9 protein-coding genes, 6 tRNA genes and 1 other RNA gene are annotated in these 12670 nt (G+C 59.5%); 5 read left to right on the forward strand and 11 right to left on the reverse strand.

Annotation, left to right across the window (positions count from 1 at the left end; genetic code table 11):
- The first annotated feature begins 119 nt into the window (after positions 1–119).
- A complete protein-coding gene (locus L085_RS10945; protein ID WP_004936411.1) occupies positions 120–1706 on the forward strand; it encodes an ABC transporter substrate-binding protein in 1587 nt (528 codons plus the stop codon).
- A gap of 28 nt (positions 1707–1734) precedes the next feature.
- On the opposite strand, the gene L085_RS10950 is transcribed toward L085_RS10945, so the two are convergent.
- The 9 genes from L085_RS10950 to L085_RS10985 form a co-directional block, all read right to left on the reverse strand.
- Complete coding sequence (locus tag L085_RS10950) at positions 1735–2541, reverse strand: ABC transporter ATP-binding protein (protein ID WP_004936408.1); 807 nt, start codon at positions 2539–2541, stop codon at positions 1735–1737.
- Between the two features lie 17 nt (positions 2542–2558).
- Positions 2559–3596, reverse strand: a complete 1038-nt coding sequence (fepG, locus tag L085_RS10955) for an iron-enterobactin ABC transporter permease (RefSeq protein WP_021505613.1) — start codon at positions 3594–3596, stop codon at positions 2559–2561.
- Complete coding sequence (gene fepD, locus L085_RS10960) at positions 3596–4651, reverse strand: Fe(3+)-siderophore ABC transporter permease (protein WP_015378660.1); 1056 nt, start codon at positions 4649–4651, stop codon at positions 3596–3598. The genes fepG and fepD overlap by 1 nt, the downstream gene beginning before the upstream one ends.
- 213 nt (positions 4652–4864) lie before the next feature.
- Positions 4865–5872 carry a Fe2+-enterobactin ABC transporter substrate-binding protein gene (gene fepB / locus L085_RS10965; RefSeq protein ID WP_044030745.1) on the reverse strand — a complete coding sequence of 336 codons (1008 nt, stop codon included), beginning with the start codon at positions 5870–5872 and terminating at the stop codon, positions 4865–4867.
- A gap of 193 nt (positions 5873–6065) precedes the next feature.
- Positions 6066–6188, reverse strand: a non-coding RNA gene (locus L085_RS24620) — RtT sRNA.
- Between the two features lie 75 nt (positions 6189–6263).
- A tRNA-Lys gene (locus L085_RS10970) sits at positions 6264–6339 on the reverse strand.
- Between the two features lie 7 nt (positions 6340–6346).
- Positions 6347–6422: transfer RNA gene (locus L085_RS10975), tRNA-Val, on the reverse strand.
- A 39-nt stretch (positions 6423–6461) separates the two neighbouring features.
- Positions 6462–6537 (reverse strand) — tRNA-Val (locus tag L085_RS10980).
- Between the two features lie 29 nt (positions 6538–6566).
- Positions 6567–6642: transfer RNA gene (locus L085_RS10985), tRNA-Val, on the reverse strand.
- 294 nt (positions 6643–6936) lie between these two features.
- Here L085_RS10985 and gltX point away from each other — a divergent pair.
- Positions 6937–8352 carry a glutamate--tRNA ligase gene (gene gltX / locus L085_RS10990; protein ID WP_044030746.1) on the forward strand — a complete coding sequence of 472 codons (1416 nt, stop codon included), beginning with the start codon at positions 6937–6939 and terminating at the stop codon, positions 8350–8352.
- Between the two features lie 70 nt (positions 8353–8422).
- On the opposite strand, the gene L085_RS10995 is transcribed toward gltX, so the two are convergent.
- Entirely contained in the window at positions 8423–9208 is a 786-nt protein-coding gene (locus tag L085_RS10995) for a formate/nitrite transporter family protein (protein ID WP_044030747.1), read from the reverse strand.
- Positions 9209–9516: 308 nt separating this feature from the next.
- Here L085_RS10995 and L085_RS11000 point away from each other — a divergent pair.
- Positions 9517–9592 (forward strand) — tRNA-Ala (locus tag L085_RS11000).
- A gap of 59 nt (positions 9593–9651) precedes the next feature.
- A tRNA-Ala gene (locus L085_RS11005) sits at positions 9652–9727 on the forward strand.
- A gap of 118 nt (positions 9728–9845) precedes the next feature.
- Here L085_RS11005 and L085_RS11010 read toward each other — a convergent pair.
- Positions 9846–11033, reverse strand: coding sequence for a NupC/NupG family nucleoside CNT transporter (locus tag L085_RS11010; RefSeq protein ID WP_004936373.1), 1188 nt, complete (start codon positions 11031–11033; stop codon positions 9846–9848).
- Between the two features lie 377 nt (positions 11034–11410).
- On the opposite strand from L085_RS11010, the gene L085_RS11015 reads away from it, so the two are divergent.
- Positions 11411–12646: an Nramp family divalent metal transporter gene (locus L085_RS11015; protein ID WP_004936371.1), complete on the forward strand. Its 1236-nt coding sequence runs from the start codon at positions 11411–11413 to the stop codon at positions 12644–12646.
- Positions 12647–12670: the final 24 nt, after the last annotated feature.

Below are 12670 nucleotides of genomic sequence, written 5' to 3' on the forward strand. Positions count from 1 at the left end.
CCGGGGCAGGCCGCTTGCGCGCCTGCCCGTTTTTATGCGCGGAATTTGTCCTTTACATCGCTAACTGCATGATTTATTGCTATCCGTTCGGCTGTTTTTTCACCACTGGGGATAGCGCAATGAAAAGAAAAGCAATAACGATCGGGCTGCTGGCGTTGGCGATTGCCGGCGGCGCGCGGGCCAATACGCTGGTCTACTGTTCTGAAGGCTCGCCGGAAGGCTTCAACCCGCAGCTGTTCACCTCCGGCACCACGGTGGATGCCAGTTCGGCGGCGATCTACAACCGGCTGGTGGATTTCAAACCCGGCACCGTCGAGCTGCAACCCAGCCTGGCGGAAAGCTGGGAGGTCAGCGAAGACGGCAAGCGCTATACCTTCCATCTGCGCAAGGGCGTGGCATTCCAGAGCAATAAATATTTTACCCCCACCCGCGATTTCAACGCGGATGACGTCATCTTCTCGTTTATGCGCCAGAAGGACGCCAACAACCCGTATCACAAGGTCTCCAACGGCGCCTACACCAACTTCGAGTCGATGGAGTTCGGCACGCTGATTGACCGGATCGTCAAGGTGGATGACCACACCGTGCGCTTTGAGCTCTCCCGCGCCGAGGCGCCGTTCGTTGCCGATCTGGGCATGTATTTTGCCACCATTTTATCGGCGGAATATGCCGACGCGATGCTGAAGGCCGGCACGCCGCAGCGGGTGGACAACGATCCGATCGGCACCGGGCCGTTCCAGCTGGTGCAGTACCAGAAGGACGCAAAAATCCTCTACAAGGCGTTCGACCGCTACTGGGAAGGCAAACCGAAGATCGATCGGCTGGTGTTCTCGATCACGCCGGATGCGACGGTGCGTTACGCCAAACTGCAAAAGAACGAGTGCCAGGTGATGCCGTTCCCCAACCCGGCGGATCTGGCGCGCATGCGGCAGGACGGCAACCTGCAGGTGATGGAAAAATCCGGCCTGAATATCGGCTTCCTGGCGTTCAACACCCAGAAGAAGCCGTTGGATAACGTCAAGGTGCGCCAGGCGTTGGCGCTGGCGGTCAACAAGCCGGCGATCATCGACGCGGTGTTCCACGGTGCCGGCCAGCCGGCCAAGAATCTGCTGCCGCCGACCCAATGGGGCAGCAACGCGCAGCTTGAAGATTATCCGTATTCGCCGGAGCGGGCGAAGCAGCTGCTGCAGGAGGCCGGGCTGGGGCAGGGGTTCGATATCGATCTGTGGGCGATGCCGGTGCAGCGGCCCTATAACCCCAACGCCAAGCGCATGGCGGAGATGATCCAGGCCGATTGGGCCAAGATCGGCGTGCGCGCCAAAATCGTCACCTTCGAGTGGGGCGAGTATTTGCAGCGGATTAAAAACGGCGAGCACCAGACCGCGCTGATGGGCTGGACCACCGCCAACGGCGATCCGGACAACTTCTTCGGCCCGCTGTTCACCTGCGCTTCGCTCGGCGGCTCCAACTCGGCGAAATGGTGCTACAAACCGTTCGACCAGTTGATCCTGCAGGCGCGCGAGGAGAACGATCACGCCAAACGGGTGGCGATGTATCAGCAGGCGCAGGTGGTGATGCACGATCAGATGCCGGCGTTGATGATCGCGCACTCGACCATCTTCGAACCGGTGCGCAAGGAAGTGAAAGGCTACGAGATAGACCCGTTCGGCAAACACATCTTCAAGCAGGTGTCGCTGGAGAAGTAACGACAAGGCCGGGGTAACCCGGCCTTTTTCATGCCTGCGGCGCGTCGCAGTGATAGCGGCCGCGCGGGATCACCAGCGGCGTGTGGGACAGCGGATCGTCGATGATCATGCACGGCATGCCGAACACCCGCTCCACCAGTTCGGCGGTAATGATCTCCGCCGGTTTCCCTTCCGCCACGATCTTGCCGTCGCGCATGGCGATGATGTGATCGGCATAGCGGCAGGCGTGGTTGAGATCGTGCAGCACCGCGATCAGGGTTTGACCGCGCTCGCGGTTGAGCTGGCGGAACAGATCCAGCAGCTCGATCTGGTGCGCGATGTCCAGATACGTCGTCGGTTCATCCAGCAGCAGCAGCGGCGTTTGCTGCGCCAACGCCATCGCTACCCAGACGCGCTGACGCTGCCCGCCGGACAGCTCGTCGACGCTGCGATCCGCCAGTTGGCTGACGTTGGTGGCCGCCATGGCGGCTTCCACCGCCTGTTTGTCGGCCTGTGTCCACTGTTTCAGCAGGCTCTGGTGCGGATAGCGGCCGCGCGACACCAGGTCCGCCACGGTGATGCTGTCCGGTGCGATCGAGGTTTGCGGCAGCAGGCCAAGCTCGCGCGCCAGCGCCTTGGTGGCGAAACTGCTGATGTTCTTGCCGTCCAGCATCACCTCGCCGGCGCTGGGTTTCAGCAGGCGGCACAGGGCGCGCAACAGCGTCGATTTGCCGCAGGCGTTCGGCCCGACGATCACCGTAAAGGCGCCGTCGGGGATCGCCACGCTCAGATCGTCAGCGATGATTTTATTGTCGTAGCCCAGCTTCAGGTGCGAGGCGTGCAGGCGGTGGCTCATGGCATTATCACTCTTCATTATCTGCGGGCCTCTCGGATGAGCAGCCAAATCAGGTACAGGCCGCCGATGCAGACGGTCACAACCCCGACCGGCAGTTGGATCGGCGCGAAAAGATGTTGGGACACCACGTCGGCGCCGAGCAGCAACGCCGCGCCCATCAGCGCCGAGGAGGTCAGGGTGACCGAGGATTGGCCGGCGAGGCGACGGGCGATCTGCGGCGCCGCCAGCGCGATAAAGGAAATCGGCCCGGCGGTGGCGGTGACGGCGGCGGTGAGGGTAACGCCGAACAGCATCAGCCACAGCCGGCTGCCTTCAGCGTTAACGCCCAGCGCGCGCGCCGTGTCATCGCCCATTTCCAGCAGCTGCAGCCGTTTGCCCATCAGCAGCGCGGCCGCGGCCGCCAGCACGATAAACGCCGTGGCGGGCTGGGCTTTCTGCCAGGTCATGCCGTTGAGCGAACCGGCCTGCCACATGGCGGCGTCCATGGCGCGCTCGAGTGAGGCGGTGATGATCAGCCAGGTATTGGTGGAGACCAGCACCGCGCTGATGGCGATGCCGACGATGATCAGCCGGAAGCCGGCGATGCCTTGCCGCCAGGCCAGCAGATAGATGGCCAGCGCGGCGAGAATGCCGCCGGCCAGCGCGCCGCCGGCGATGTAATAGTAGCCGCCGTTGAACAGGGTGATGGCGATCAGCGCGCCGGTGTAAGCCCCCATGTTAAAGCCGATCACGTCCGGGCTGCCGAGCGGGTTGCGGATAATTGACTGGAAAATGGCGCCGCTCATGCCGAGCGCGGCGCCTAACAACAGCGCCATGGCGATGCGCGGCAAGCGCCATTGGGTGACCACGGTCACCAGGTTTTTCGGCGCCTCGCCGCTGAGCGCGGCAAAAACCTGCTCCAGCGAAAGTTGCAGCGTGCCGTAGCACAGGGCGGCAACCGCCATCGCCAGGCACAACGCCAGCAGCGAAAGATTGACCAACAGCAGGCGCAGCGGCAGGCGCCCGTTGATGACGCCGTCCGGGCGGCCGATATGCAGCGTATGCGGCAGACTCATCACAGACCCCCCAGCGTTTTCTTGCGGCGCACCAGCCAGATCAGCACCGGCGCGCCGATGAAGGCCGCCACGATGGAAACCCGCAGCTCACCGGCCGCCAGCAAGCGGCCGACCACGTCGGCACACAGCAGTAAAATCGGCGCCAGCAGCATGGAGTAGGGCAGGATCCAGCGCTGGTCGGGGCCGACCCACCAACGGGCGATATGCGGCACCATCAGGCCGATGAAACTGATTGGGCCGACGGTGGCGGTTGCCGCGCCGCACAGCAGCGTGATGGCGATCACCGCGATCACCTGAGTCAGCACCACGCGCGCGCCGAGTGCGATAGCCAGATCTTCCCCCATACCGATGGTATTCAGCGGCCGGGCGATGAGCAGCGTCAGCAGGCAGCCGAGCAAAATGGCGGGGGCGGTGACCGGCAGCGTGGACAGCGTGCGGATATCCAGCGTGCCGGCCTGCCAGAAGCGCAGTTGGTCAAAGGTTTGCGGATCGATCAACGACAGCCCGGTGGTGATGCCGAGCAGCACCGCGCCGATCGCCACGCCGGCCAGCGTCAGCCGCACCGGGTTGATGCGCCCGCCCGCCAGCGTGCCGATCAGGTAGACCAGCAGGGTGGTGAGGGCAGCGCCGGCAAAGGCGTAGGCCATGTAGCTTTCGGTGGTGGCGGCGCCGAAAAACATGATGCCGATGACCACGGCGAAGCTGGCGCCGGCGTTGATGCCGAGCACGCCGGGATCGGCCAGCGGGTTGCGCGTCAGCGCCTGGATCAGCGCGCCGGCGGCGCCGAGCGCCATGCCGGCCAGGATGCCCGCCAGCGTACGGGGCACCCGGGCATTGAGAATGATGGTGCTGTCGGAACCGCTCGCGGCGCCCTGCAGGCTGAGCCAGACGGTATGGAAGGGGATGGCTTTGGAACCCAGCATCAGGCTGGCCATGATGCACAGCAGCAACAGCGCCAAACCGATACCGAACCCGGCGATGCGTTTGAAGCCACTGGCGTAAGCTGCGTGCGGTGCGGACGAAAGCGTCCGCTCAGTCGGAGTGGGTACGTTCACACCGGTAACTCCTGTATGATTTTTATTCTCATTGTTATTTGCGTTCATGCGGGGGCAATAGTAGCACGAGTTTACGCCCGCATGCACCCGCCGGTTGGTGGCAAAGGTGCGTGGACGATGTTAATAACTATTGATATTTCAATTGATTGAATGTGAACGTTCGCCCCGCTTGCGGAAAGTGTCGGCAGGGGGCTGACCTGCCGACGGCGTGATTCAGGGCTTTTTGAACAACCGTTCGATTTGATTCAGCATGTTGGTGGCGCTGTAGTAATCGAGGCGGAAGGTGTCGTTGCCGACGGCGTAGACGTGCCGCTGTTCCACCGGCTCCAGATGTTTGAGGAACGGGTTGGCCAGCACCTCTTGCACTTTGCGCTCATTGGTGGCGAACAGGATCAGGGTTTTGCCATTCAGACCTTCGGCCATTTTTTCGCCGGAGATCTGGATGATGTCATGGCGTTTACCCATGCTGGTGTTGCCTTTGGCGCTTTCCGGCGGGGTGGCCAGCTGGAAGCCGAGCTGGGTCAGTAGTTTGCCCTGGGCGGAACCCGGCGTCCACAGCATGGCCTCGCGGCCGTTGTCGGCATACACCAGCGGAGTAGTGGGCTGCGGCGGCAGCGCGATCGCCTGTTTCACTTGCTCCACGCGCTGCTCGAAACGATCTTCCGCCTGTTTGGCGCCGGCTTCATGACCGGTGATCTCGCCGAGCTCGCTGGCCAGCTGTTGCCAGCTTTTGTCGCCATAGTCGAGCACCAGCGTCGGCGCAATGGCGGACAGCTGGTCATACAGTTTCAACGCCGAATCACCGCCGGTCGCGGCGACGACGATCAAATCCGGCGCGGCGGCGGCGACGGCTTCGGCATTGGGCTCCACTTGGTACAGCCGCTCGACGTGGCGCTGTTTGGCCACCTCGCTCCACTGGGTAAAGAAACCTTGTTTATCGGCCACCAGCGGATTTGGACTGGTGGCGGCGCTGGCGACCACCGGGGCGTCGATAGCCAACAGCGTGCCGGTGATGGTGACGCTGGTGGACACGATGCGCTGCGGCGGTTTTTCCAGCGTGAATTTCCCTTTGACGCTGTCGATGGTGCGCGGCCAACTGCCGTCGGCTGCGGGGGCGGACGGTTTCTGCCCGTCGCTCTTGTCGTCCGGGCCGCAGCCGCTGAGCAGCAGGCTGGAAGTGGCGATAAATGCAATGAACAGCTGGCGTAAGGATAGGGTCATGAGCGGGCTCTTTCTTTCCTTGAACTAAGGCGTATCAATCCGGCTGAGGATTGGCTGTGTGGTGGATGCCGGCTAATTTACCATTCAAGCCGCCAAAATGATAACCATTCGTATCTCAGCGCGTGGTGAATAAGAAGAAAGGGAGGCGAACGGCAGAAACGAAAAAAGCGCCAAAAGGCGCTTTTTTCTGAATGGGTGGGTCGTGCAGGATTGATTCGGCCTGTGGCCTCACCCTGCGGGCAACGCTGCGCATTGTCGTATCGCTACGCGATACTCGAACCTCTACGGTTCTCATCCTGCACGATTCGGTAAACTATGCCTGCGAGAAGATGAAGCCAGAGGTGGGTGGCGAAGAAACGAAAAAAGCGCCAAAAGGCGCTTTTTTCTGAATTGGTGGGTCGTGCAGGATTCGAACCTGCGACCAATTGATTAAAAGTCAACTGCTCTACCAACTGAGCTAACGACCCGCAGAAGTGGTGGGTGATGACGGGCTCGAACCGCCGACCCCCTCCGTGTAAAGGAGATGCTCTACCAACTGAGCTAATCACCCACTTCAGGACTTCCAGGTTACTGCTAAACGAGAGAATGATGGTGGGTGATGACGGGCTCGAACCGCCGACCCCCTCCGTGTAAAGGAGATGCTCTACCAACTGAGCTAATCACCCTCATTCGTTCTCATTTTTTCTCAACAAGATGGTGGGCGATGACGGGCTCGAACCGCCGACCCCCTCCGTGTAAAGGAGATGCTCTACCAACTGAGCTAATCGCCCCGTCTTGTTGGAGTCGCATTATAGGGATAGTTCAAAGTGAGTCAACGGTTTTTAAAATGATTTCAATCGTTCGCCGCAAATTTAGGCAGGGCGCGATAATAATCGCCTGCAGCGCCGATTCTTTGCGCGATGCTATGCGAAACTCGCCGCAAAACGCGCGAAATCGACCGGTGCAATATCGTGTCGGCGTTGAGGAATTAGCGCGTGGTGATACAATGTCGTCCACTCTTTTTTCAATTCCGAGCAATCGTCGGCCATCGCCGACACGCGTTGCGTAATAAGGCAGTGAACCCAATGAAAATCAAAACCCGTTTTGCACCGAGCCCGACCGGCTATCTTCACGTCGGCGGCGCGCGTACCGCACTTTATTCCTGGTTGTTCAGCCGCCATGCGGGCGGTGAGTTCGTTCTGCGTATCGAAGATACCGATCTGGAACGCTCTACCCAGGACGCGATCGACGCAATTATGGATGGCATGAACTGGTTGAACCTGGATTGGGATGAAGGCCCGTACTTCCAGACCAAGCGTTTCGATCGCTACAACGCGGTCATCGATGAGATGCTGGATCAGGGCACGGCCTATAAATGCTATTGCTCCAGGGAGCGTCTGGAAGCGCTGCGCGAGAAGCAGATGGAAAACGGCGAGAAGCCACGTTACGACGGCCACTGCCGCGACAGCCAGTGCAGCCACACCGACGACGAGCCGCACGTGGTGCGCTTCCGCAACCCGCAGGAAGGGTCGGTGATCTTCGACGACAAAATTCGCGGCCCGATCGAATTCAGCAACCAGGAGCTGGACGATCTGATCATCCGCCGCACCGACGGTTCGCCAACCTATAACTTCTGCGTCGTCGTCGATGACTGGGACATGGAAATCACCCACGTGATCCGCGGTGAAGACCACATCAACAACACCCCGCGCCAGATCAACATTCTCAAAGCGCTGGGCGCGCCGGTGCCGGAATACGCGCACGTGTCGATGATCCTCGGCGACGACGGTAAAAAGCTGTCCAAACGTCACGGCGCCGTGGGCGTGATGCAGTACCGCGACGACGGCTATCTGCCGCAGGCGCTGCTGAACTACCTGGTGCGTCTGGGCTGGTCCCACGGCGATCAGGAGATCTTCTCCATCGACGAGATGAAAGAGTTCTTCACGCTGGAAGCGATCAACAAATCCGCCAGCGCGTTCAACACCGAGAAGCTGCAGTGGCTGAACCACCACTACATTAACCATATGCCGGCGGAAGAAGTGGCGGTGCATCTGGCATGGCACGTTGAGCAACTGGGCATTGAAACTCGCAACGGGCCGGAACTGAAGGATATCGTCAAGCTGCTGGGCGAGCGCTGCAAGACGCTGAAAGAGATGGCGGAGTCCTGCCGTTACTTCTACGAAGACTTCAGCGAGTTCGACGCCGATGCCGCCAAGAAGCACCTGCGTCCGGTCGCGCGTCAGCCGCTGGAAGCGGTGCGCGCCAAGCTGGCCGCCATTACCGTCTGGACGCCGGAAAACGTGCACGACGCCATTCAGGGCACGGCGGATGAGCTGGGCGTCGGCATGGGCAAAGTCGGCATGCCGCTGCGCGTGGCGGTGACCGGCGCCGGCCAGTCGCCGGGCATGGACGTGACCGTGCATGCGATCGGCCAGAAGCGTTCGCTGCAGCGCATCGATATGGCGCTGGCTTACATCGCCGAGCGTGAAGCGCAGGCCTGATTAGCCTGATACGCCATCCATAAAGAAAAAGCCCCGAAGAGCGATCCCGGGGCTTTTTTATTGTCGTTTATCAGGCTTGTTCGCCGGCCGGCAATCCCGGGCGATAGGCGAGGAAATACATCAACCCGACAAAGCCGGCGCCGCCCAGCGCATTGCCGAGAAATACCGCGACGAAATTAGGCAGATACTGCTCCCAGCCCATGCCGCCGGCAAAGATGGCCGCCGGGATGATGAACATATTCGCCACCACGTGTTGGAAGCCGATGGCGACAAAAGCCATGACCGGGAACCACATGCCGATCACTTTGCCCGGCACATCTTTGCTGGCGAAGGCTAACCACACCGCCAGGCATACCAGCCAGTTGCAGCCGACGCCGGAGATGAAGGCGTGCAGGAAGTCCGCATCCACTTTGGCCTGCGCGATCGCCAGCGTCTTATGTAAAAACGCGCCTTCGGTCAGGCCCAGCAGGTGGCCGAAGAAGTAGGCGACGGCCACGCTGCCGGCGAAGTTGGCCAGGGTGACCCAAAACCAGTTGCGCAGCACGGCGATGGCGGGGATTTCACGAGCGAACCAGGCCATTGGCAAGGTCATCATGTTGCCGGTCAGCAGTTCGCCGCCGGCCAGAATGGTCAGGATCAGGCCGATCGGGAACACCGCTGCGCCCAACAGCGCGCCGAAAGAGCCCCATTCGGCCGGCAGGGTGCCGATGACGTGAATATCCAGCAGGAAGCCGGTGGCGATAAAGGCGCCGGCGAGAAAGCCCAGAATCAGCAGATTAGCGAGCGGGGCGCGGCTTTTGTTTACCCCGGCCTGAACGGCGAGGGCGGCGATTTCTTTTGGTGAATGCAAAGACATGACGGACTCGGTTTATAGTAATGAAGTTTATGGCGCGGGCAGTCTATGCCGCTCGGGAGTCCGACTCAAGCGCATTTCGCTAACATTCCGTTAATTAAAAATCAACGTGATATGCAGGGTCTTTCGCCATTTTGAGATGTAGCGCGCAAAATGGATGAACTCTGCGCAAAGTGATGATTTTTTGGCGCCAAAGATGCTGATTTGGCGGCTTTTTCAACGCTTGATTCAGTAATTCAATTTAGCCGTTGACAGCTTTGAGCGGGTTTCATATTATGCGCCCCGTTCACAGCACAAAGTGATTGTGGAACGGGGCTATAGCTCAGCTGGGAGAGCGCTTGCATGGCATGCAAGAGGTCGACGGTTCGATCCCGTCTAGCTCCACCAATCTTCTTCTCAGAAAGGTTGGAGATACCGTAACGCCGGTCAAAGCGTACCACTTTTGTGGGGCTATAGCTCAGCTGGGAGAGCGCTTGCATGGCATGCAAGAGGTCGACGGTTCGATCCCGTCTAGCTCCACCACCATTTAAAAAGCCGACCTTAGGGTCGGCTTTTTGCTTTGTGTCATTTAACCTTCGCCGAATGCCGGCCAATAAAAAAGGCGCCCGCAGGCGCCTTGTTATCGCAGTTGGTTCGAGGCTTAGCCCAGCACCAGACCCGCGATGGAAGCGGACAGGATGCTGACCAGCGTAGAGCCGTACACCAGCTTCAGGCCAAAGCGTGACACCACGTTGCCCTGGTGTTCGTTCAGGCCCTTGATCGCACCGGCCACGATGCCGATGGAAGAGAAGTTGGCGAAGGACACCAGGAACACCGACAGGATCCCCAGGCTGCGCGGCGACAGCTCGGCAGAGACTTTCTGCAGTTCCATCATGGCCACGAATTCGTTGGAAACCAGCTTGGTGGCCATGATGCTGCCAACCTGCAGGGCTTCGTGCTTAGGAATGCCCATGATCCAGGCGAACGGATAGAAGAAGTAACCGAGGATTTCCTGGAAGCTCAGGCCGAAAATGGCGCTGAACACACCGTTGAGCGCGGCGATCAGGGCGATGAAGCCAATCAGCATCGCGGCGACGATAATCGCTACTTTGAAGCCCGCCAGGATGTATTCACCCAGCATTTCAAAGAAGCTCTGGCCTTCGTGCAGGTTGCCGAGGTGCAGCTCTTCTTCTTTATTGGTGTCGTACGGGTTGACCAGCGACAGCACGATAAAGGTGCTGAACATGTTCAATACCAGCGCCGCCACCACGAATTTGGCATCCAGCATGGTCATATAGGCGCCGACGATGGACATGGAAACCGTAGACATCGCGGTCGCCGCCATGGTGTACATGCGCTTTTCCGACATCTTGCCCAGGATATCCTTGTAGGCGATGAAGTTTTCGGATTGCCCCAGGATCAGCGAGCTGACAGCGTTAAACGACTCCAGCTTGCCCATGCCGTTCACTTTCGACAGCACGGTGCCGATAATGCGGATGATGAACGGCAGCACCTTGATGTACTGCAGAATACCGATCAGCGCCGAAATGAAGACGATCGGGCACAGCACCTTCAGGAAGAAGAACGCCAGGCCTTTGTCGCCCATACCGCCGAACACGAAATCAGTCCCTTGTCCCGCAAACCCGAGCAGTTTGTCAAACAGCGCGGCGAATCCTTTTACGAAGCCCAAACCCGCTTCCGAATGCAGGAAAAAGTAGGCCAGCAGTACTTCGATAACCAGTAGTTGAATAACATAGCGAATGCGGATGCTTTTACGATCGCGGCACACCAACAGGGCCAGGATCGCTACCACCACTATCGCCAACGCAAAGTGCGCAATATGGGACATGTTTGCTCCAAATTTGAGGCAGGCTGAATTTCGGCTGTCATTTTATGTAACGCTACGTTTAAAAACGAGACTTCTATTGCAAATATGGAAAATCATAGTGGGAGTTCTCCTAAAGTGTTGCGCAAAAGCATAAAAAATCAAGATGTTAAAGCAGCAATAGGAAATTCGTATTCTTGTGCTAACCTGTCTTTCAGGGGTATTGCAGCCAAAATCCCATCAGAAAAGCACGGAAATCGGCAAGCTCCGCGCTGAACCCTTCGATAAAACCGTTAATGTTGGCTATTACAGAGATAAGTTTTACCGCTCTAAATGCGCTTGATAATTATTATCATTTATATAGAGTGGAGATAAACGTAATTTCAGTAAGGGTTCAACATATGCTGAACAGTCGCGTGGTTGAAACCACCTCCGGTCGCTCCGCCAGAAAAATCAAACTCTCGCTCATGGGGCCCGCCTTCATCGCCGCTATCGGCTATATCGATCCCGGCAACTTCGCCACCAACATCCAGGCCGGCGCCTCATTCGGCTACAGCCTGCTGTGGGTGGTGGTTTGGGCCAACGTGATGGCGATGCTGATCCAGCTGTTGTCCGCCAAGCTGGGCATCGCCACCGGGAAAAATCTGGCCGAGCATATTCGCGATCGCTTTCCGCGGCCGGCGGTGTGGGCCTATTGGGTACAGGCGGAGATCATCGCCATGGCGACCGATCTGGCTGAGTTTATCGGCGCGGCGATCGGCTTCAAGCTGCTGCTCGGTGTCTCTCTGTTGCAGGGCGCAGTGCTGACCGGCATCGCCACCTTTTTAATTCTGATGCTGCAAAAACGCGGGCAAAAGCCGCTGGAGCTGGTGATCGGCGGGCTGTTGTTGTTCGTCGCCGCCGCTTACATCGTCGAGCTGGCGTTCTCCCAGCCGCAGTTGGCGCCGCTGCTGAAGGGGATGGCGCTGCCCGATTTGCCTAATGGCGATGCGGTATTCCTGGCTGCCGGGGTATTGGGCGCCACCATCATGCCGCACGTGATCTATCTGCATTCGTCGCTCACCCAAATCGGCGGCGAGCACGACAAGGCGGAACGCTATGCCGCCACCAAAGTCGACGTCGCCGTGGCTATGACCATCGCCGGTTTCGTTAATCTGGCGATGATGGCCACCGCCGCCGCCGCGTTTCATTTCAGCGGCCACAGCGGCATTGCCGATCTCGACGTGGCTTACCTGACGCTGCAACCGCTGCTCGGGCACGCCGCCGCCACCGTGTTCGGCCTGAGCCTGGTGGCCGCCGGCCTCTCTTCTACCGTGGTGGGCACGCTGGCGGGGCAGGTGGTGATGCAGGGGTTCGTGCGTTTCCATATTCCGCTGTGGCTGCGGCGCGCGGTGACCATGCTGCCGTCGTTTATCGTCATCATGTTGGGGATGGATGCGACGCGCATTCTGGTGCTGAGCCAGGTGCTGCTCAGCTTCGGCATTGCGCTGGCGCTGGTGCCGCTGCTGGCTTTCACCGGCAATCGGGCGCTGATGGGGGAAATGGTCAACGGCCCGCTGGTGCAAAATCTGGGCAAGCTGATCGTACTGGTGGTGGTTGGGTTGAACGGCTACCTGCTGATCGGCAGCGTGCTGTAAGCGAAAACAGTGCGGGCCGGCGTT

It is taken from the genome of Serratia sp. FS14, from assembly GCF_000695995.1.
Taxonomy (GTDB): Bacteria; Pseudomonadota; Gammaproteobacteria; order Enterobacterales; family Enterobacteriaceae; genus Serratia; species Serratia nematodiphila.